19 protein-coding genes are annotated in these 22,042 nt (G+C 46.5%); 12 read left to right on the top strand and 7 right to left on the bottom strand.

Going from position 1 to position 22,042, the window contains the following annotated elements:
- The first annotated feature begins 70 nt into the window (after nucleotides 1-70).
- Nucleotides 71-1,570 carry a UvrD-helicase domain-containing protein gene (locus AS194_RS00470; protein ID WP_058023531.1) on the top strand — a complete coding sequence of 500 codons (1,500 nt, stop codon included), beginning with the start codon at nucleotides 71-73 and terminating at the stop codon, nucleotides 1,568-1,570.
- 75 nt (nucleotides 1,571-1,645) lie between these two features.
- Nucleotides 1,646-2,677: a tRNA dihydrouridine synthase gene (locus tag AS194_RS00465; RefSeq protein WP_058023530.1), complete on the top strand. Its 1,032-nt coding sequence runs from the start codon at nucleotides 1,646-1,648 to the stop codon at nucleotides 2,675-2,677.
- Nucleotides 2,678-2,726: 49 nt separating this feature from the next.
- Here AS194_RS00465 and AS194_RS00460 read toward each other — a convergent pair whose 3' ends face one another.
- Together AS194_RS00460 and AS194_RS00455 are read right to left on the bottom strand one after the other, a co-directional pair.
- Nucleotides 2,727-3,155, bottom strand: a complete 429-nt coding sequence (locus tag AS194_RS00460) for an MAPEG family protein (RefSeq protein WP_413771698.1) — start codon at nucleotides 3,153-3,155, stop codon at nucleotides 2,727-2,729.
- A gap of 11 nt (nucleotides 3,156-3,166) precedes the next feature.
- Nucleotides 3,167-3,580, bottom strand: coding sequence for an OsmC family protein (locus tag AS194_RS00455; protein WP_058023529.1), 414 nt, complete (start codon nucleotides 3,578-3,580; stop codon nucleotides 3,167-3,169).
- 451 nt (nucleotides 3,581-4,031) lie between these two features.
- Here AS194_RS00455 and AS194_RS00445 point away from each other — a divergent pair, with 451 nt between their 5' ends.
- The gene (locus AS194_RS00445) at nucleotides 4,032-4,553 is read left to right on the top strand and encodes an RNA pyrophosphohydrolase (RefSeq protein WP_058023527.1); all 522 of its coding nucleotides are present in this window, start codon (nucleotides 4,032-4,034) and stop codon (nucleotides 4,551-4,553) included.
- A 146-nt stretch (nucleotides 4,554-4,699) separates the two neighbouring features.
- Here the strand turns inward: AS194_RS00445 and AS194_RS00440 are convergent, their stop codons facing one another.
- Nucleotides 4,700-5,533 carry an NRDE family protein gene (locus tag AS194_RS00440; protein WP_058023526.1) on the bottom strand — a complete coding sequence of 278 codons (834 nt, stop codon included), beginning with the start codon at nucleotides 5,531-5,533 and terminating at the stop codon, nucleotides 4,700-4,702.
- 90 nt (nucleotides 5,534-5,623) lie between these two features.
- A complete protein-coding gene (locus AS194_RS00435; protein ID WP_083499549.1) occupies nucleotides 5,624-7,279 on the bottom strand; it encodes a DUF4139 domain-containing protein in 1,656 nt (551 codons plus the stop codon).
- Nucleotides 7,280-7,667: 388 nt separating this feature from the next.
- Between AS194_RS00435 and urtA the strand changes: the two genes are divergently transcribed.
- From urtA to AS194_RS00395, 8 genes are all read left to right on the top strand, one after another.
- Nucleotides 7,668-9,020: an urea ABC transporter substrate-binding protein gene (urtA, locus tag AS194_RS00430; RefSeq protein WP_058023524.1), complete on the top strand. Its 1,353-nt coding sequence runs from the start codon at nucleotides 7,668-7,670 to the stop codon at nucleotides 9,018-9,020.
- A gap of 447 nt (nucleotides 9,021-9,467) precedes the next feature.
- Nucleotides 9,468-11,063 carry an urea ABC transporter permease subunit UrtB gene (gene urtB, locus AS194_RS00425; RefSeq protein ID WP_152978574.1) on the top strand — a complete coding sequence of 532 codons (1,596 nt, stop codon included), beginning with the start codon at nucleotides 9,468-9,470 and terminating at the stop codon, nucleotides 11,061-11,063.
- Between the two features lie 10 nt (nucleotides 11,064-11,073).
- Nucleotides 11,074-12,144 (top strand): urea ABC transporter permease subunit UrtC, encoded by a 1,071-nt coding sequence (urtC, locus tag AS194_RS00420; RefSeq protein ID WP_058023523.1) that lies wholly within the window; start codon nucleotides 11,074-11,076, stop codon nucleotides 12,142-12,144.
- A 35-nt stretch (nucleotides 12,145-12,179) separates the two neighbouring features.
- Entirely contained in the window at nucleotides 12,180-12,989 is an 810-nt protein-coding gene (urtD, locus tag AS194_RS00415; protein WP_058023573.1) for an urea ABC transporter ATP-binding protein UrtD, read from the top strand.
- Nucleotides 12,990-13,090: 101 nt separating this feature from the next.
- On the top strand, nucleotides 13,091-13,789 hold the full coding sequence (gene urtE, locus AS194_RS00410; RefSeq protein WP_058023522.1) for an urea ABC transporter ATP-binding subunit UrtE: 699 nt from the start codon (nucleotides 13,091-13,093) through the stop codon (nucleotides 13,787-13,789).
- Between the two features lie 260 nt (nucleotides 13,790-14,049).
- Entirely contained in the window at nucleotides 14,050-14,934 is an 885-nt protein-coding gene (lgt, locus tag AS194_RS00405; RefSeq protein ID WP_058023521.1) for a prolipoprotein diacylglyceryl transferase, read from the top strand.
- Nucleotides 14,935-15,087: 153 nt separating this feature from the next.
- Complete coding sequence (locus AS194_RS00400; protein ID WP_058023520.1) at nucleotides 15,088-15,957, top strand: thymidylate synthase; 870 nt, start codon at nucleotides 15,088-15,090, stop codon at nucleotides 15,955-15,957.
- A 79-nt stretch (nucleotides 15,958-16,036) separates the two neighbouring features.
- Entirely contained in the window at nucleotides 16,037-16,627 is a 591-nt protein-coding gene (locus AS194_RS00395; RefSeq protein WP_058023519.1) for a dihydrofolate reductase, read from the top strand.
- 94 nt (nucleotides 16,628-16,721) lie between these two features.
- Here the strand turns inward: AS194_RS00395 and uvrC are convergent, their stop codons facing one another.
- Together uvrC and AS194_RS00385 are read right to left on the bottom strand one after the other, a co-directional pair.
- Entirely contained in the window at nucleotides 16,722-18,566 is a 1,845-nt protein-coding gene (gene uvrC, locus AS194_RS00390; RefSeq protein ID WP_058023518.1) for an excinuclease ABC subunit UvrC, read from the bottom strand.
- 152 nt (nucleotides 18,567-18,718) lie between these two features.
- Nucleotides 18,719-20,245 carry a DUF3360 family protein gene (locus AS194_RS00385; protein ID WP_058023517.1) on the bottom strand — a complete coding sequence of 509 codons (1,527 nt, stop codon included), beginning with the start codon at nucleotides 20,243-20,245 and terminating at the stop codon, nucleotides 18,719-18,721.
- 501 nt (nucleotides 20,246-20,746) lie between these two features.
- Here AS194_RS00385 and AS194_RS00380 point away from each other — a divergent pair.
- Nucleotides 20,747-21,307: a DUF4442 domain-containing protein gene (locus AS194_RS00380; RefSeq protein WP_058023516.1), complete on the top strand. Its 561-nt coding sequence runs from the start codon at nucleotides 20,747-20,749 to the stop codon at nucleotides 21,305-21,307.
- A gap of 249 nt (nucleotides 21,308-21,556) precedes the next feature.
- Here the strand turns inward: AS194_RS00380 and rplS are convergent, their stop codons facing one another.
- Nucleotides 21,557-21,976, bottom strand: a complete 420-nt coding sequence (gene rplS / locus AS194_RS00375; RefSeq protein WP_058023515.1) for a 50S ribosomal protein L19 — start codon at nucleotides 21,974-21,976, stop codon at nucleotides 21,557-21,559.
- Between the last annotated feature and the right edge of the window lie 66 nt (nucleotides 21,977-22,042).

Raw genomic sequence — 22,042 nt, 5'->3', positions numbered from 1 at the left:
CATTGTTTATCCAGTGGCTTTTTTTGCCCCTTGTGTTTTTAATCACTTCTTGTATTTAGGTAGCTTTATTATGTCCGCATCGATGCCAGCTTATATGAGCGATCCCACTGATGAGCAGCTCGCCGCGCTGAATATGGCGATGGACCAAAAATCATTTAAAGTGGTGGCGTACGCAGGCGCTGGTAAGACCACGACACTCAAGCTAATCGGTGAGCGCTTGCGAGGTCGCGGACTGTATCTGGCCTTTAACAAAGCGATTGCCAATGATGCTCGTTCCAAGTTTCCACCGCATGTAGAATGCCGCACTTTTCACTCGCTGGCCTACCGTCATGTCGCGCGTGATATTACCGCCAAGCTATCTCTACCGCGATTTTCACCTAAGCGTCTGGGTGATGATTTGGGCTTGCAACCTGTGCAAGTCCGTCGGCAAATGGATGGGGTTAATAAATACATTACGCTGACACCAGCACGGTTGTCTCGATTCGTCAGTGACGCAGTGAGTAATTTTTGTAGTACACATGCCAGCTACCCTGCGCCAAGGCACATACTGTTTCCAAGCTGGCTCGATGATTCAGACGCCGAGCAATTACGCGAGATGCTCTACCCTGCCGTTGAGCAGCGCTGGCTACAGTCGATTGATGCGCGTCATCCTGCGGGCATTGGTCATGATATTTATCTCAAGCTGTGGGCATTGTCCAAGCCGAGCATCCCTGCGGACTTTATTTTGTTTGACGAGGCGCAAGATGCTGATCCATTAATGATGGGTATCTTGACCCAGCAATCAAGACAAGTCATCTATGTGGGCGATGCGCACCAGCAGATTTATGAATGGCGCGGCGCTGTGAATGCAATGAAAAAACTGCCATTGCCACAGACGTTATTAACGCAATCCTTTCGCTTTGGTGAGCCGATTGCAGAAGTGGCCAATACTTTACTAAAAGCGCTGCAAGAAGACGTACCGCTAAAGGGCAATCCGAACAAACAGTCCTCTACCGATAAGGGAATGGTACATAGTAAAAAAGACGCCATTCTCTGCCGTACCAATGCTGCGGCGATGTCGCAATTATTGACCGGGTTAAAGCACGGGCACCGTGTAGCGCTACAAGCAGATACTGATCGCATGCTCAAATTCTGCCAAGCAGCGGAGAACTTAAAAAATGGCAGATCGGCTTACGGGGTGCCCGAGCTGGCTTATTTCTATAATTGGGGTGATGTACAAGAGTATGCTGAAACCAACGAGGGTAGCGATCTCAAAACACTAGTCAAACTGGTCGATGATCACGGCACTAATGTACTAAGCCAAGCGGTCAATAGTCTCACCAGTATTGAAAATGCCGACTATGTCATCTCTACCGCGCATAAAGCCAAAGGGCTTGAATGGGGCAAAGTACAACTAGATGATGATTTTTACTACGATGTGACCACCAACGCAGTCAAGATAAGCCCAGAAGAGCTGCGCCTGCTTTATGTTGCTTGTACCCGTGCCCAGAGCAATTTGGACATTCATAATATTAAAGACTTGATATCAGGATTGCAGACAGGGAAAAAAGTGATTTTTGGCAATACTTAACCACTTTTTTGGTTGCCAACCTAACGCCTCAATCCACTTCACATTATAACGACCTTTTAACAGTGCATCACAAGTATGAATAATATTCAGCAACACCAAGCACGTCAAAATACCATGCATCAGTTATTTGCCAATCCCGTCCGACTCCTCGCACCCATGGAAGGTTTGACCGATCCACTGATGCGCCAAATTTTAACGCAAATTGCAGCAGACTTAGGTCGTCCCTATGATTGGTCAGTCAGTGAATTTATTCGTATCACCCAGCATGTCTTGCCAGCCCATGTGTTTTATAAATACGCACCAGAGTTACATCACAATGCCAAAACCGCCTCCGGCACGCCCATTCATGTGCAGCTTTTGGGTAGCGACGCGCAGCTGATGGCAGAAAACGCCACTTATGCTGCCGAGCTTGGCGCGCCTGCGATTGATATCAATTTTGGTTGCCCTGCTAAGACCGTTAATAGCCATCGCGGCGGCTCGGTGCTGCTTGATGAACCCGAAACCATGTATCAGATTATCAGTGCGGTACGTGAAGCCGTTCCTGCTCATATTCCTGTCTCGGCCAAGATTCGCTTGGGCTATACCGACACCTCGCGCATGGATGATATTCGCGGCGCGATTGCTGCTAGTGGCGCTGATTGGCTCACTATCCATGCACGCACCAAAACCCAAGGTTATAAGCCGCCTGCCTATTGGGACAAAATCCAAAGTTTTAATGCACTTGATATTCCTGTGATTGCCAATGGCGAGATATGGAGCGCAGCGCAAGCAAATGACTGTATGATGCAAGCAGGCACGTCACATCTCATGTTAGGTCGCGGCGCAGTCACACGACCTGATTTGGTTGCGCAAGTCGATAACTATACTGAAAATCATGATGACAGCGGAAAAAACACGGCAACCTTGCTATGGCAAGATTTGATCGCCCATCAAGTTAAGTTTTTGGAAGGTGAGGCAAAGAATGATGTGGTATTGGTTGGGCGTTATAAACAGTGGTTAGGGATGCTCACCAAAGGCTATGCTGAGGCGCAAACAGTGTGGGAAAGTATCAAGCGAGAGAAAAACAAAGCGGTGATTATCAATGCACTACAAGCAAGCGTACAATAATAATCACCTGATCATATGTGGTCTACTTGGTAAATATAGACGGGTAACGCTATACACTGACTCGTATCGCCAGATAAAACAGCATCAGACAGCATGCCATGGATAGCACCCAGAGAATAGAGCGAAACGTCGATAAGTTGGTGATATAAGCGGTGCAATAACCAATTCGAATGATCACATACAGCCATGCCAACACATTAATGATCGATTGTGGTACAAAGAACAGCATGGCCACCAACACGGCCGCCAAAAACACTGGCAGAGTTTCATAGCTATTTTGCTGCGCAGCATTGGCACGTGCAGCCATTCCAGTTGTGTGCTGAAAAAAATCGCGAGGATGTGCATTATTTCTGACCCTAAAGCCGCCAGATACTTTTGCCATTATTGATACAGCCCATGGCAGTAAGCTCGCTACCACCATCGCCCAGATGGCAGACGCCACTTTATCAGAAACCAAGTCAAAAAATGCACTGATCATCGTATAAATCCTTAACCTGCAATCACTTCAAAATCATGGGTAATATTGACCCCACCTGCGACTAGCATGCGACTGGCTGAGCAGTACTTCTCTGCTGATAGATGAATGGCCTTTTCGACCTGTTTGTCTTTGATGTCTTGACCTGTGACTACAAAATGCAGATGAATATCGGTATAAACAGCTGGTACAGTTTCGGCGCGCTTGGCGGTCAGCTCACAGCGTACATCCGTGACATCTTGACGCGACTTTTGGAGGATTGACACCACATCGTAGCTGGCACAACCACCCAGCCCTAGTAAGACTAGCTCCATTGGGCTTGAGCCTTTTTCTTTGTCCGCATCGATTTGTACATTGTGTCCTGACGGTGACACGCCCATGAACGCTTTGTTCTCTTGCCATGTAACGCTTGCTTTTGATTCTGACATTGTAAATGTTCCTTACTGTAATTGGCATAAGCCTATTTTTATTGTTTGAAATATATGCAGCTTGGCTAGTGTAGCATAAGCCAAAGCAAGATTTGATAAAGCCATTGTTTGGCTATCGTGTCGTGAGAAAACAATTTCTTGGTTTTATTCTCTTCTTCAATAAATGATTTGAGCACTATGAAGCTATCGTTACTCGCATCGATATTTATCAAATTTTTATTTGAAAAACCCACAAAAGTCTGTTTATAAATAATTGATTTTAAAAGGTAAAACTCGTGAAACATTTTATAGCAAAATACTGTTACACATTCTGCTTGTTTCTTGGTTTAATGACGGTAATGAATCTTGTTTTTAGCTGATATTGATAACCATCACCTTATAATAATTATGATTGCTATCGCAGTATCAGATGAAAACAGGCTATTTTTAAACAAATTAAAAAGGTTTAGTCATGATAGATGCAGACGGCTTTCGCGCCAATGTCGGCATCATCTTGGCAAATACACAAGGGCAGGTTCTGTGGGCAAAACGTATTGGTCACAACGCTTGGCAATTTCCGCAGGGTGGTATCGACCGCGGGGAGACGCCGATGGATGCAATGTATCGCGAGCTCTGGGAAGAGGTCGGTTTACACCCGCGTCATGTGGACTTATTGGCAGTCACTCAAGACTGGCTGCGCTATCGTCTGCCAAAACGTTACGTACGCCATGGCCAGCACCCCTTATGTATTGGGCAAAAACAAAAATGGTTTTTGCTACGCTTAGATGAGCCGAATACCCAACACATCCGCTTTGATGAAGGGAAACCTGAATTTGACCATTGGCAATGGGTCAGCTACTGGTATCCACTCGGACAAGTGATTCACTTCAAACGAGGCGTGTATCGTCGCGCCCTACAAGAGCTGGTACGTGAGCTACCCTTAAAGCAAGAGCTGATCTTGCCTGAGCAAAGCAATCATTTGATTCAGTCTTAATCAGTAAAACGTACTTTTATTGTTTGTCATATTACAAAAAGCCTGTATCCAGTGATGCAGGCTTTTTTGTGTGAATGGTTTTAATAATGATGTATAGGTTCTCGTGAAATCAGTAGAAGTTATCACTGACATTGAATAATAAGTTTTTACTCACTAGCCACTGAATGTGGATACTCTCGACTGACAATGTGAGCGGTGATCTCTGAATCTACCCCGCCATTTTTGCTCAAGGTCAAAATACTCTGGGTTCGTGTTCCATAAGTAGGCTTGCTGATGTCAGCATTGCCAAAGCTCACAGGCTCAATATAGACAGAGGATAAGGTCTGTTCAAGCTCAGTGCTCATCCCTGTATCTGGCAACTGATCATCCGGTGCCTTGGTATTATCTGACAGCACATTGAATGCAGCTGCTTGCCAGTAGCTAGCCGCGCTGTCCTCGGCAATTAGCGGTAGCACTTCTTGGCGTAAACGCCCACGCAACCGCTCGGTCTTAAACCAGCTGTCCTCTGGCTGACCGTTTGAAATCACATGTAATCCTGCATGTAGCGGCGTGGGGGCATGACCGCGGTTATTAACAATGACTGCTTGCCTAGCGTCACCAATAATCAGATTGAAACCCGCATAAGCTTGTAATTCAATCTGCCGTGCAAACGCCATCGGACTGAGCGTACCGGTCAAAAAACGCGTGACCAATTCACCACGAGAACGCTCATTAATACCTGCCTGCACGCCATCACGAAAGTTCAATACGGCGGCCCAGCGTCCATTTTGTTCATAATATTCCGAACTTTGCGTTTGTAACGCTTGCTGATGGATACCCAACCACGTACCGCCACTTTGCTTATCACGCCCTGCATAGATATCCTGATCGGCCCATTGGTGCAGAGGCTCCGTCGGACGCTGCAAAAACTCATCGCGATTGGACAAGAGTACTAATGGCAGCTCGTCAAATAACTGCCAAGCAATGGCGACAATACACATAATATTCCTTTGATAAACGTTTATGGGGCGCGAGATTTTTGGTAAAAATAAACATCATGGCTTAAAACTGATTTGCTGAGCAAGTATCATTTATCGATCACCACTCAATATCTTATTGGCAGGGTAACTGATTTGCGAGGTTGAGCGTATCGCCTGTGACTGTTTACTCGGCACGTTAAACTCCCACGCTACCATGCCTTGATTGTCATTCCAATTACGCTCGGTGACAGGCGGCGTGTGGGTAACGTCGACTTTAAGACTGTCATCACGGCTGATAGGCTCGCTCCCCAACACTTGCAGGCGCACAGGGCGGTTATGCTGATTGGTAAATTCATAGGCTTGGGTCGTTGTTAGAGTTTGGGTGCGGTTGAGCACGCCTTTTTCCCCTTGCTTGTCTTCATTGATTAGCGCTTTGACCATCATGCTTGGATCACGACCAAAACCAATCCCCTGCTCTTTTAGCATTTGATAGTTATAGCGCGATTGTCCAACATAGTTGTCATCACGGTACAGCTGTAGTGAGCCATCTACCCACTCTGGCGTCAGGAACGGCGCTGATGCGTACCAATAGGCGGCCGTCTCAACGCTCGGGGTACTACGAACCCACAGCTTACTGCTGCCAGACTGCTCGCCAATGACAGTACGTACTCGCCTGCCACCACTGGGTATACTCACTCGCTGCGGCAAGCGATATTCAATAATACCGTTTTTATTTTGGCTACTGACCGTAAAGTTCGGCAGTGGTGCCATATTTGGTGCTCTAGAATCGTCGCTATAACCTTCTCTGGCAGATACTACGACAGGCGTGTTATCCGACATAGGTATTGCATACTCAACATTTTGGTTTTCTTCATAAAGTGATAGGCGCGGCACATGAGGTAGTCGTCCTGTCGCGCGCTGGTTGGGGTTGGCTGTACTGAGAGTGACAGGAACGTTGGTCCAATTCTCGCCCGTTTGTTGGGCGATAATCGCAGAAGCGGTGATATTTAGGTGCTCGCTATTGGTGTTGAGACGCGCCTGATACGTAGGCTCCCAGCCTGCGCCTTGTACTTGATAATGCAATTTAATGCTACTTGGCGCGCGACTGGCAGTGCGTACACTCACTTGGGTCACATTACTCGCCGTTGACGTGACACTGCTTGCCATCATCTGATTCAGTGTATCTTGGGCGCTTGCTTGTCGCCGCTCCATCTCAATAATACTTTGGTTAATACGGGACGCCTGCGCCTCTATATCGCGTGCGTTACTAGCAATCGTACTCGCCGTGTTGACTTGCGTGGCCTTAGTCAAATTTTGCAAATAGGCTTTTGCTAAGCGCGCCGCTTCTAATTCCGCATTAATACTAGCTAAAGTATTTTGCTGTGTTTGTACCTCGGCATCGCCTTGATATTGGCACTGGATTGCTTGCTCTCCTGTTAACTCTTCAATGCTGATTTCACCAATATTGACACCACCTATTGCCTGCACGCTGAGACTGTCTTTATCCATATAAGGTGATAGGCACGAAAATACCACGGTTTGCTCACCGCTACCAGTAATGGGCAATGAGCGTGTCACACTCGCCAGCCCTTGATAGACAGTCACTTGCTCGATACTACTCGTTGCCGCTTGGGCGACGGGTAAGCCTAATACCGTACTGCCACCAAGCACAAGTGGCAAAACCATAAGGCGCGATCGTTGCGAGCGCCGTGATGAGGTGCGAGCATGAGCCGTTAGGCCAGACCACTGTGTTCGGTATGCGTTCATATATCTTTCCTTGGGGGTGTGATTAATCATGGCGTCAGCGTAATCTGTTCATGAGATACGTATGTGAAATAATGTCTATTCTATAGGCATTACCGTAGCCGTTTTGCCAGTCTTTGGCAATAAATGCTTTTGTTCGTTGTGCTATTTTGATAATAACGGCTCTTTTTTTGCTACCAGTCTGTCAATTGCACCAATTTTTTATCTCCTTCCCCGTTATGGTGCGCTCTATTAACAATCGTGCACTAAATTAACGAAAATCATAGAAAATATTTAATTATTGCTCAAATATTATACGATTATTGGCATTTTTGACTTGGCACGGAACTTGAACGCTTAATAACTGTTCAGGAGCCATACTTTATCTTTTGTGTCTATTTAGGAGATGTCCATGTTTTCGTTACCCACTTTAGCCAATCCTCAGTTTGTTAATGCTCACCTACATGGCAAAATCAAATCACGTTTTTCATTATTAGCGATTGCCGTCGTTGGTAGCCTGAGTCTAGCTGGCTGTCAAAAGCCTGCCGAAACTGCGACATCGACAGAGACAACAACCGAAACCACGACAGAAACAACAACCACTCCTGCCGCTGATGGCGACACGATCAAAGTAGGCATCTTGCACTCGCTATCTGGCACCATGGCCATTTCTGAAACTTCCCTAAAAGATACCGCACTGATGACCATTGACGAAATCAATGCCAATGGCGGTGTGCTCGGTAAGCAGCTAGAGCCTGTCGTTGTTGACCCTGCCTCTGACTGGCCCTTGTTTGCCGAAAAAGCGCGTCAGCTGCTTACTCAAGACAAAGTCGATGTGATTTTTGGTGGTTGGACCTCGGTCTCGCGCAAGTCTGTCTTGCCCGTGGTTGAAGAGCTGAACGGCTTGATGTTTTATCCCGTGCAGTATGAAGGACAAGAGCAATCAGAAAACATCTTTTATACTGGCGCGGCGCCCAACCAGCAGGCCATTCCAGCAGTTGAGTATTTGATGAGTGAAGAAGGCGGCGGTGCAGAGCGCTTTGTATTATTGGGTACCGATTACGTCTATCCACGAACTACCAACCAGATTCTAAAGGCATTTTTGAAATCAAAAGGCGTGGCTGATGAAGACATCATGGAAGAGTACACGCCATTTGGTTTTAGCAACTATCAAACCATCGTCTCGAATATTAAGAAATTCTCAACGGGCAAAAAGACGGCGGTGATCTCTACCATCAATGGCGACTCAAACGTGCCATTCTATCGTGAGCTTGCCAACCAAGGCATCAAAGCCTCGGATATTCCCGTCATGGCATTCTCAGTTGGCGAAGAGGAGCTGCGCGGTATCGATACCAGCTTGCTACAAGGACACTTGGCGGCATGGAATTACTTTATGTCGATCAAAAATCCCGTCAATAACGATTTTACCAAACGCTATAAGCAGTACGCCTTGGACAAAAACCTACCGAATGCCGATAAGGTTGTGACCAACGATCCTATGGAAGCCACTTATGTGGGTATCAATATGTGGAAACAGGCAGTGGAAGATGCTGGCACCACCGATGTTGATAAAGTACGTATTAGCATGGCTGGACAGACATTCGATGCGCCCTCTGGCTACACCCTCAAGATGGATGAAGAAAACCATCACTTATGGAAGCCTGTCATGATTGGTCAAATTCGCGCCGATGGTCAGTTTGATACGATTTTTAAAACGCCAAAGGTCATCCGAGCGCAGCCATGGAGCGAGTATATCCCGAAATAAATGGCTCCCTCAATAAATAGGTGCTGAAAAGCGCATGGTGGTAGCAAGTATGAATAGTCGACCAATAGACTATATCAATGAACGAGCCACCGCCTACTCGCTATCTTGAAGTTCAGCACTTATTCTCAAAATTTTAAGTACCTCCAAACCTTATCACGGCTTCTATGACTTACTGCGTTAAGTAATAGAGGACAAGGATTTGTTGTCTGTAAAAACAGGGAGCCGCACATGCAGCACAATACTTTACGCCCATTGTTGGGGCAGATATTATCCAAAAACAATGATGATCAGCAAGCATTAGCAAAGACATACGCGTCTAGTATCTCAATGGTTGTGCCGCGACGGCTGCTGGTATTAATCGCTTTACTGTTAGCGGCCTTCACCACCATCGTTCATGCAGATGACGATGCTCAATCGGCAAATATCGCCACTGTGACCTCAGAATCGATGACCGATGGTAGTGACACGCTGCGCACTAATAATGAGCAGTCATTGACTACCCCGACACAGCCTACGACGGCAGTATCAGGCGATGCTATTCAACAATTTGTGGCGGGCGATTTTAGTCAGCGCCAAGCCATGCTAAGTGCTTGGCCAGGATCGGTTGAGAGTTTGGACAATCTGGTCGAGTTGATTGCCAATGATGAGCTGTATCAAGGCAACCGTGGGCAAACGTATTTGCTCAATGCAGAGGATCAACTCTTCACATATCCCGACAAAACCGAAACGTCCGATTGGCCAAGCGATTTGTCCCAAGTCACCTTGACCAATACCTTACGCTCGGCGCTTATCTTTGGACAAGCCAAGGTAAAGCTCGAATCTGACAAGCCAGCACAGCGCTTGCAGGCTGTGGAGATTTTGGCAGATAACATTGACCAAGTCGATCCAGCCATTATCACAGCGGCTGCCGCAAATGAGGACAATGCCAACGTTCAAAAAGCACTAACGGCATTACAGGCTCGTATTGATTTCAAAAATGGCGATTTACCCACTCAGATTGAAGCTGTGAACCTACTCGCTGATAGCGATAATCCGCAGGTATTGGTTGATCTTGAATCTGCCCTTACATCTGACAACTTGGATCCAACGCTTGAGGCGGCGCTCAGTGATGCCAGAGACAGCGTGGCACGCCGTATTGAGATAAGCACATGGACAGGTCATATTTTCACTGGCATGAGTACCGCCAGCATTTTATTGCTCGCAGCACTTGGCCTTGCGATTACTTTTGGCTTGCTTGGCGTGATTAATATGGCGCATGGTGAGCTGATTATGATTGGCGCGTATACCACTTATATGGTGCAAAATTTATTTAAAGCTTATCTGCCAGATATGGTTGGCTGGTATTTGCTTGCGGCGGTTCCCGCTGCATTTTTGGTCAGTGCTGTTATCGGTATGATTATTGAGCGCATTGTCATTCGTCCGTTATACGGTCGTGAGCTGGAGACGCTATTGGCGACATTTGGCGTCAGTCTAATCTTAATGCAATTGGTGCGGATGATTTTTGGCGCGCAAAACGTTGAAGTCAGCAATGTGGCGTGGCTCAGCGGTGCCTATCAAGTGTCATCAAGTTTGGTACTGCCTTATAACCGTATTGCCATCATCGTGTTTACCGTCATTGTCGTAGCACTCTTGGTTTATTTACTCAATAAGACTCGCTTCGGATTATTTATACGCGCCGTCACTCAAAACCGTCAAATGGCACGTGCCGTCGGTATCCCTTCTGCGCGCATCGATATGATGGCATTTGGTTTGGGCTCTGGACTGGCTGGCATGGCTGGTTGCGCGTTGGCTCAAGTGGGCAACGTGGGTCCTGATCTGGGTCAGACGTATATTATTGATACGTTTTTGGTCGTCGTCGTTGGCGGTGTCGGACAAGTATGGGGCGCAGTATTGGCCGCATTAGGATTGGGTGTCAGTGGCACGGTGCTTGAGATTGGCATTGGCGCGGTATTAGCCAAGATTGTGTTGTTGGTTCTTGTGATTCTGTTCATTCAGAAGCGGCCACAAGGTTTATTTGCCCTCAAAGGCCGCTTTGTCGAATAAGGAGAATCCTATGATACTGACCAAATTACTGTCTGATACAAGGCGTAGCGCCATTTTAATCGGTTTGTGCTTTGCCGTGCTATTGATACTCCCTTGGCTACACTTAATGCCAGAGACGTCACCCTTTCACCTATCCGCCTACTGGATCACCCTGATTGGCAAAATCATGGCATTGGCAATGGTGGCCTTGGCACTAGATCTGGTCTGGGGCTACGCTGGTATTTTGAGCTTGGGGCATGGTTTATATTTTGCGCTGGGTGGTTATGCGTTTGGCATGTACTTAACGCGTGAGACTGCTGGCGATGGCTTGCCTGATTTTATGCGTTTTTTGAGCTGGACTGAGATGCCATGGTATTGGGCTGGCACGCAGCATTTTTGGTGGGCGATGGCATTGGTGGTTTTGGTGCCAGGTGTGATTGCCTTTATCTTTGGTTTTTTTGCTTTCCGCTCAAAAATCAAAGGTGTTTATTTTTCTATCATCACTCAGGCCATGGTCTATGCCGCCGCCCTGCTATTCTTCCGTAACGAGACCGGCTTTGGTGGCAATAACGGCTTCACGGGCTTTACTACCCTCTTAGGTTATGACATTACTGCTGCCTCAACCCGTTCTATGCTGTGTTTTGTTACCGCCTTGGCATTACTCCTCTCTTACATAGGTCTGCGTTATTTAATGAACCAGCCTTATGGACGCGTATTGGGTGCGATTCGCGATAGCGAAAACCGCTTGCAGTATTTAGGCTATCGCACGCTATGGTACAAGCTCTCCGCTTGGGTATTGTCCGCCGTCATTGCCGGTATCGCAGGTGCGCTCTATGTGCCGCAAGTCGGTATTATCAATCCAAGTGAGATGAACCCTGTGAACTCAATTGAGATGGCCGTTTGGGTAGCCACTGGTGGTCGAGGCAGCTTGGTGGGTGCGATTTTGGGAACAGGTGTGGTGAATGCAGTAAAAACCTATTTTACGGTTGCCTATCCTGAGTTTTGGCTATTGATATTGGGCGGGCTGTTCGTTGTAGTCACCTTATTTTTGCCCAATGGCATCATGGGCTTGTTCGATCGCTTCAAAAAGGAGAAACAGTAATGCTAACTGATAAATCAACACCATCTGAGCAGTCAATCCATGAGTATGGGCGTACTCATGGTGGTACGGGTCGCAGCCACCCAAAGCCAGCAGGCGTCGATTTTAGCCATGGCATTGCGCTATATCTAGAAGAGGTGAGCGTTTGGTTTGACTCGTTTCGCGCACTCAACAATCTGTCGCTCTATATTGAGGAAGGCGAGCTGCGCTGTATCATCGGCCCCAATGGTGCGGGTAAAACCACGCTGATGGATGTCATCACTGGTAAAACCCGCCCTACCGAAGGCAGTGTGTTTTTTGGTCAAACGCATAATCTTGCCAGCCTATCTACCGAAGAAATCGCTGAAGCGGGTATCGGGCGTAAGTTTCAAAAACCCACCGTGTTCGAAAATTTTACGGTAATGGATAATTTGCTACTTGCTGCGCCAAAAGACAAGCGCGTGGTCAAAAGCTTGTTCAACAAACTCGATGCCGATACGCGCGATACCCTCAACTCGACCCTTGAGCAAATCCGCTTGACGGACAAAATCAATAAGCCAGCAGGCTTACTCTCTCATGGTCAAAAGCAATGGCTAGAGATTGGTATGCTGTTGATGCAAAGCCCCAAGCTCATTTTGCTCGATGAGCCTGTGGCAGGTATGACCGATGCCGAAACTGAGCATACTGCCGAGCTGTGCCTGCGCCTCAAACAGAACCGTACCTTAGTGGTGGTCGAGCATGATATGACTTTTATTGATGCGATTAGTGAAAAAGTCACGGTATTGGCACAAGGGGCGATATTGGCCGAAGGTACCTTGGCGGAAGTGCAAGCCAATGAAGCGGTGATTGAGTCCTATCTGGGTCGATAGTTGGACAATGATTCAATACATCATTAGCCCATAAACCGCGAAACTATGCAAATGCCAAGCTATGCAAATATTAAAAATCATTGAAAGATTAGGAGACCGTCATGTTACAAGTCAATGGTATCAATCAATATTACGGCGGCAGTCATATTTTACGAGATGTCTCGTTTACAGCGCCTGTAGGCGCGTGCAGTGTAGTACTTGGACGTAATGGCGTGGGCAAAACCACGTTACTCAAATGCCTGATGGGGATATTACCGATCAAATCAGGACAAATTTTGCTCAATGACCAAGACATCAGCAAACTCTCCCCCGAGCAGCGCGTGCGAGCAGGTTTGGCTTATGTGCCGCAAGGACGCGATATCTTTTCGACACTAACGGTAGAAGAAAATATCTTAATTGGTATGGCAAAGTTTTCACGCGCTAAAGCCAAGCAAGTACCCAAGCATTTATATGATATTTTCCCAGTGCTTGATGAGATGAAACATCGCCGCGGTGGTGATTTGTCTGGCGGTCAGCAGCAGCAGCTTGCCATTGCTCGTGCGCTCGCCTCCGAGCCGTCTGTCCTTATTTTGGATGAGCCAACCGAAGGTATTCAGCCGTCTATTATCAAAGATATCGGCCGTGTGCTTCGCGACTTGGCTGACAAAGGGGACATGGCGATTGTACTGGTTGAGCAGTTTTATGAGTTTGCCGAAGAGCTTGCTGACAATTACACCGTGCTCTCGCGTGGCAAGGTCATCTCTCAAGGTGCAGGCGATACGATGGTCGACAACAAGGTACAAGATTTGGTCGCCATTTGATGACTCTTTCTCATACTTAGATAGTCATGCTCGCTCTTTGCCACTGATAATTGTGTCTCTATCTTACGCTGTGCATCATGAGAAACTCTTTATGATCGTTCTAAACCGCTCGCCTCTCTTCTATCATCCATATCTAGGGCATCAAATCAATGCCCTAAATCATCAATACCGCGTGCTTGCCTTGATAGCAATTGTGTATGACCAGCGCTTGAAATTTGCTATTATAGTCAGCACTTTATTATCGATATTATGACACCCTTATGATGATTCATCCTCAGTACGATCCTGTCGCCTTGGCACTTGGGCCCGTCGAAGTCCACTGGTATGGGCTGATGTATTTATTGGCGTTTGCTGCCGCTTACGGTCTGGCATGGTATCGCAGCACCAAGCGTGAGGGCTGGACGACAGATATGGTCTCAGATCTTGTGTTCTTTGGTGCACTGGGCGTTATCTTAGGTGGTCGTGTCGGTTACGTGTTGTTTTATCAGTTTGGCGAGTTGCTACAAAACCCTGCCTACCTCTTTAAGGTTTGGGAAGGCGGCATGTCATTCCATGGTGGCTTGATTGGTGTCATGCTGGGGATGCTGTACTTTGCTCGCAAATATAAAAAGACCCCGTTTCAAGTGCTCGATTTTATCGTGCCTTGCGTGCCGACGGGCTTATTGTTTGGGCGTATTGGCAACTATATCAATGGCGAGTTATGGGGCCGTGTCTCTGATGGTGGCTACAATTGGCTCACCTACTTTCCCCAAGCGGCTGGCTTTGATATGCAGCAGCTACAAGCCAATCCTGCGCTACAAGAGGTGATGACTGAGGTCAATGGTCAGTATTTATTGCCTCGTCATCCGTCACAGCTGTATGAAGCCTTTGCCGAAGGTCTGCTGTTATTCTTGTTCCTTTGGTGGTACTCATCAAAGCCTCGCCCGCGTATGGCAGTGACTGGTGTCTTTATGCTCGGCTATGGTTTTAGCCGCTTCATCATTGAATTCTTCCGTCAGCCAGACGTTGACCAGGGATTTATTTTGTTAGGTTGGGTGACCAAAGGGCAAATATTGAGCACGCCGATGATTATTATTGGTCTGTTTTTAATCGGTTACGCCTATAAGCGTGGCATCTACGATTGGGGTAAGCATGCCGCTTACTAAGGCTCTCGCCTTACCGACAAAACGATTAATCACTTGAATAAGAGGGTACGCCTCATAACGCCTACCCTAGCAATACTTTTAACAATGACAGCGTCTATATGGATTATTAGCCTAATCTGTGGACGCTGCCAGCAGTAATTAAAGAGCACTTTTATGAGCAATGGCAACCAAAATAACAACGAGCAAGCGTATCTTGATTTGCTGCGCCACGTCTTAGACAACGGCACCGCAAAAGGCGATCGTACTGGTACAGGTACGCTGAGTCATTTTGGCGCGCAGCTGCGTTTTGACTTAGCGGCAGGTTTTCCATTATTGACGACCAAAAAAGTCCACTTCAAATCCATCGCCTACGAGCTATTATGGTTTTTGAGTGGCAGCACCCACGTTCAATACTTGCAAGACCATGGCGTGCGTATCTGGAATGAGTGGGCGACAGCGGAACAAACTGCACGCTTCAATCGTCCTGAAGGTGAGCTGGGCCCTGTCTACGGTCATCAATGGCGTAACTATGGTGCAAGTAAAGGCGCGGACGGCAGCTACAACGATGATGGTGTCGATCAAATAGCACAGGTCGTTGAGCAAATTAAGACCAACCCCAACTCGCGCCGCTTGATTGTATCAGGCTGGAATCCAGGCGAAGCAGAGCAAGTGGCACTACCGCCGTGTCATACACTGTTTCAGTTTTTTGTGGCGGATGGTAAGCTCTCTTGCCAGCTGTATCAACGTTCAGCTGATCTTTTTTTAGGTGTGCCCTTTAACATTGCCAGTTATGCGTTATTGACGCATATGGTCGCGCAGGTTTGCGGCCTAGAAGTTGGTGAATTTGTTTGGACAGGTGGTGATTGCCACATTTACCAAAACCACCGCGAGCAGGCTGAGCTACAACTGACACGTTCGCTATATACACCGCCAACATTGACCCTGAACCCAGAGGTGAAAGATATTTTTGCCTTTGAATACGACGATATTAGCGTCAATAACTATGAGTCTCATCCGACCATCAAAGCCAAAGTTGCCGTTTAAAATACGTTTCATGCACGACAATAAATAAGTCTGTGAGTTAAAATACAGACGTTTAAAAATATAATAGAAAGGACCCATTATGAGCTATGCCCACACTGAAGTTGCCCAAATCGCCGCCATAAGTAGCAATCGCTGTATCGGTAAAAACAACGAGCTGCCGTGGCATATCTCACAAGACCTGCAGCACTTCAAAAAAATGACCACACGTGACCCGCAAAATACGGCCTCGAGTAGCGATATTCAGGGCATCGTCATCATGGGTCGCAAGACATTTGAATCCATGGGTAGCAAGCCTTTACCAAAGCGTATGTGCTTTATCATCTCTACCCAAATGGACTATGCAGAACAGCAAGGACTGGTCGGACATGAATACGCGCATGTGGTGCATAATTTAGATGATGCCCTTACTCATGCCGCAAGTTTGGCACATGGGCTACATCTGGAGACGATCTGGGTGATTGGCGGTGAGCGCGTCTTTAGCGAAGCACTGATGTATACCGACCGCATTGAGCTGACCCACGTAGATACTGATATTACGGATGGCGATGCGTTCTATCCTGAGCTACCAGATCGCTTCAAAGTAGCAGAAGAATCTGAGCAAATGCACGATGAAAAAAGTGATTTGAGCTTCAAATTTACGACCTATAAAGTAGAGAAGACTGACCAATAGTATTTGATTGACTCAAAAAAAAGGGTCAGCTTCAGATATGTATATTTATCAAAGCTGACCCTTTTTTATTTACTATCGTTTTAGCGTTACAAATCTACTCGTGTAATACTTTATAAACCGTCTTTGCCAGTACAGGGCCAATCCCTTGTACGCCTGCCAACTCTTGCTGTGACGCGCCAAGCAGTTGCTGCATACCGCCAAAGTGATTGAGTAAATCACGGCGGCGTTTTTCACCCAGACCTGGAATGACCTCAAGTACCGATGAGGAGCGGCGCTTGTCGCGTTTTTTGCGGTGCGCGGTGATCGCAAAACGATGCGCCTCATCGCGAATATGCATCAGTAAATGTAATGCTTTGCTATCCATGGGCAAATCTAATGGCTCATGATCCAAAAAGTGCAAGACTTCAAGTCCCGCCTTACGCCCTTCCCCTTTGGCAACACCAATGAGCAACGTATCACCAAGAATGCCCAATTCAACCAGCACTTCTTTTGCCATACTCAGCTGACCCTTACCACCATCGATAAGCAACAAATCAGGCAACGGCTGCTTCTTATATCGCCTTGTCAGCACTTGCTTCATTGCTGCATAGTCATCGCCGCCTTGGATATCATGAATGGCATATTGACGGTAGTCACGCCTGCGCGCACCGCCTTGATCAAATACGACGCAGCTACCGATGGTCGCCTCACCCATGGTATGAGAGATATCGAAACATTCAATGCGATCGACCGTTCTGTCTGTCACATCTGATAATACATCTTTTAGTGCGCCAAAGCGTGCGTGCAGCTCTAAATAATCACTAAGCTTAGTCTTTAGGGCATTGCTGGTATTGAGTGTTGCTAAGTCCAGCCACTCTGAGCGATGCTCACGCACATTGGTTTTGATGACTACTTTGCTGCCAAAATGCGTTGCTAGTGCTTCGCTTACTGCTACCTGATCAGGAATCTCATGGCTTAATATAATCTCTGCTGGCAGATCGTCCGTCACCTGAAAATAAAACGAGGTAATAAAAGCTGATAGGTTATCTGCTAGCGGCTCGCTACTGTCCACATCAGGGAAATAGTTTTTACCGCCTAACACGCGACCACCGCGCACGGTCAGCACGTTGACGCAAGTCATGCCCGCCTGACTGGCAATGGCTATCACATCTGCCTCACCTTGCACCGTGTAGACAGCTTGCCTTGCCTGCACTTCACGTAGCATCGACAATTGATCACGGTACAATACCGCCTTTTCAAAATCTAACGCTTCGGCAGCGCCTTCCATTTTCTCGATCAGCGTACTATGAATATCACTAGAGTCGCCCTTCAAAAAGCGAATGGTATTATTCACATCTTCTGCATACTCTTCTGGCGATACCAATCCTACGCAAGGCGCACGGCAACGCTTAATCTGATACTCCAGACAAGGGCGCTGGCGCTGCTTAAAAAAGGTGTTGGTACATTGGCGCATTTGAAACATTTTTTGCATCAACACCAGCGTTTCTTTTGCTGCATGGGCAGAGGGAAATGGGCCAAAGAAACGACCTTTTTGATGATTGCCTTTACCGCGTCCATACGCCAAACGTGGATAAGGCTTATCCGCTGAGATAAACACGTATAGATACGACTTATCATCACGTAGCAAGACGTTATAAGGCGGGCGATACTCTTTAATTAAGTTCTGCTCGAGCAACAACGCCTCGGTCTCACTACGCGTGATAATGGTCTCAATATTATGAATCCGTGCCACCAGTGCCCGCGTTTTTGGATGATCGATCGTCTTGGCAAAGTAACTATTCACACGGCTTTTTAGCGACTTGGCTTTACCAACGTATAAAATATCGCCGTTTTTGCCCAGCATCTTATATACCCCTGGCAAATTAGGCAAGTTCTTGATCAGATGCTTAAGACGGGCTTTTTTGTCATCGACAGGACTCGATTCTGAGACAGTAACCATAGAATGTATTGCTCTTAAAAATCTTAGTAATACTGCTAGTTATGGGGCAGGAATCGTGGTTTTGCAAGCTGATTATTGCTTCGATAGCACGCACAAAAAAGCCAGCTTTATGCTGGCTTCGTTTGTTCGGTTATATGCTAATTATCAATGGTCTAATGACGGAAGTTTGCCATTAATGCTGGAATACCTGGCAACATACCGACGATAGCCATCACGCCAGTCAGTACCACAAACATAATGCCTGGTATGATCCATCGGCTCATTTTAGTCAAATTAGCACTGCGCTCTTTTGAGCCAATCAAGCCCAAATTATCAAGCAATAGCGTGAGTGACCAACCAAAGGCTGGGTTCACTAAGGCAGAAGCAAACACCACAATAGCAGCAGACTGCGTGGTTTTACCTTCGCGCGTCATCTCCATGCCAGCCTCTAAGAGTGGGATGAAAACCCCAACGATCAATGCCACGCACATCACGGGTTGCCAGATGGCCAAATCCATTGGATAGCCCCAAACACCTGCGATAATACAGAACAAGGCCGTCAATAAAGCACCAGCAGGAATCGGACGCCTAGCAATCGCCGCAGGGACGATGTAGGTGCCCCATGATGAGGCAAAGTTGGCACCGCCTAGCACAGAGCCCACTACCTGACGAAATGAAGCGCTGGTCATCGTGTCATCGATGTCCATGAGCACTTTTTCAGTACGCTTAGGGTAGCTGATTTTTTGGAATACTTGATGACCCAAAAAATCTGGTGACCACATAGCAACTGCCAAGATAGCAAACGGCAATACCACAATGAAGCTTTCAATCGTCGGTAGCCCTAACATCCAACCTGTATTCTCACCCCACCAATACATTGGGTTCATATGCGGTAGACCTGGTGCCGTTTTGAACGCAAAAGGTGCGCCCAATGCAAAAGCAAGACCGCCGCCTAATACGCAACTGAGCGGAACCGCAAGCCAGCGTTTTTGCCAATGCTCAAGCAATGCATATAGCAGGATAGTCGCCAGAATAATAAAGAAAGCAATGTGCGACATACCAATCCCTTCTGCCCAAGCAAAAAGGTTCTTAACCTGTGAGGTGGTTCCGATAAACCCTAAGTAAATCAACAGGCCACCGCATACGCCTTTACTTGTTAAATTGGCCAGTAAGCTTCCTCCTTTACTAATAGCAAGCAGCAGGCCAAAAGCCCCAATGAGTAGGCCAAAAGCCATTGGATGCCCACCTGCAGCAACGACAATGGGAATCAATGGAATAAGTGGCCCATGAGTACCAGCGAGGTTGGCTGTCGGTAGCAGAAATCCAGAAAATAAGATAATAAAGAACGAGACAATCAACAGCTCATAACGAACGTTTTCTAAAACAAACGCATCACCTAAGCCGAGTGGTCCTGCAAAGGTTGCTGCAATAGCGCCCACCATGACCACTTTACCGATGGTCGCTGCCATCGCTGGGATAGTATCTTCATACTCAAAACGATAATCACGAAATGGTAAATTGGGACGCCAGCGTTTTGGCTGCATGATTTGCAATTCGTGGTTAAGATAGGCATCTCGACTGTCGAAGCTTGAGCTTGGCTTATGCAAATCTATATAACTGCCTTGCAATTCGCTGTCTTGATTGGCTGGGTTTGGTCGCGGCGTATTAGACCCTGAAGATGAGGCCTGAATGTTACTCATCACATTTCCTTGTGTCGATTAGGTTTTGATTGAATACTTTTTTGGTTTGGCGTTAGCTAAATGACCAATCGGTCATGATAAGCGGAAAACCATTGTATGTTAAGGCATAAGGAAATGCGAATTTAAGGTGAATTAAAAAGACTACATATATCGTTATAAAAATAAATTAAAGTTTTCATTGGATACAATAATAAACTTAATAGGAAACTATTGGGAATACACAGCGCTAATCTGGACACAAAATTAAATTGAAGGCCAATTTTCTTAAGAATAAGTGACATCTGAACATTTTTTATCATATAACTAAATACTAAAGATACTTATACTAAATATTGCTTTGCGATAACTATAAAGACTATGCTTAATTACGCTTTAAAACTAGCGGGCGCAGTCATTTTTAACTATGATAAATGTCTTTGTCGTTTATCATCTAATAGCAAGCACTAAAAAACAGCGCTACCCATATCACTGAAAAATCAATAAAAGCAACAGGATAGATTTATGAGTGTACTACCCAGCAATTTTGAGACTTTGAAGCGTCGAGCCAAGCAAAGTATCATGCCGCTACTGACCCCGCATCTTTTAAAGCTGCGACTCAATACTTACGCGCCCTATATCGGTGCAGGCATCAAAATCGATCACATCAGCCTCGATCAGGGATTGTGTGTGGTCAGCATGGGACTGACCACTCTCAACAAAAATATCGTCGGTACACAATTCGGTGGTAGCTTATATTCCATGGTAGATCCCTTCTATATGCTCATGTTGATGCATCAGCTGGGTAGCAACTATGTGGTCTGGGACAAAAGCTCACATATTGATTTTATCGCACCGGGTAATAGCAGAGTCACCGCACGAATGAAAATACCTAGCACTGAGGTGATTACCATTCAAGAGTTGGCAAAAGACGGTGAACCGGTGTTTCGGGAATACAAAGTCGATATCGTCGATGACCAGCAAAAGCTCATCGCCACTGTCACCAAAACGCTATATATCAGACTACGCAAGTACAGTAAATCCAAAGAACAAACGAGCCGTATTGAAAACCCTAATACTAAATAAATTGTGACTATTGCTCAGATAAAACTGTTATCGCTCGCTATCATTTAGACAAATAAAAAATCAGTATAAATTGAGAGGCACACACATACAAAAACCCCAATCTAGCATTCGCATAGATTGGGGTTTTGTCTTTTTTGGTATGGCCCGCTTATTTATAAATAAACCTATGAATAAGGGCTTGTATCTACTATTACCTTATTTGAGTCAATCCTAAAATAATACGATCAACTCAAAACGGCAAACTTGTACTTAAATACCAGGTGCAGTATCAACGGCATCAGGTACACCAGCGTCAGTCTTTTTCTGAGCTGGACGTGGCGCAAGTTTTTCGCGGATACGTGCTGATTTACCAGAACGCTCACGTAAGTAGTACAGTTTCGCACGGCGAACAGCACCGCGGCGTTTCACTTCAATGCTATCGATCAGTGGTGAGTGCAGCTGGAATGCACGCTCAACACCAACGCCGCTTGAGATTTTACGTACGGTAAACGCTGAGTTTAGACCACGGTTACGCTTAGCAATTACAACGCCTTCAAAAGCCTGTAAACGCTCACGCTCACCTTCACGTACTTTTACTTGTACCACAACGGTATCGCCGGGTGCAAAGTTTGGGTGTTCACGCAATTGAGCGTTTTCGATGACCTGAACCAATGGATGCTTGTTGCTCATGAGAGTTATCTCCTCACATTAGATAATAGAGGCTTGACGCATATCACCTGTTTGTAATAATTAATT

The organism is Psychrobacter piscatorii, from assembly GCF_001444505.1.
GTDB classification, from domain to species: Bacteria; Pseudomonadota; Gammaproteobacteria; order Pseudomonadales; family Moraxellaceae; genus Psychrobacter; species Psychrobacter piscatorii_B.
The sequence above is the reverse complement of the archived record's forward strand: the minus strand, read 5'-3'. Positions and strand labels throughout refer to the sequence as shown.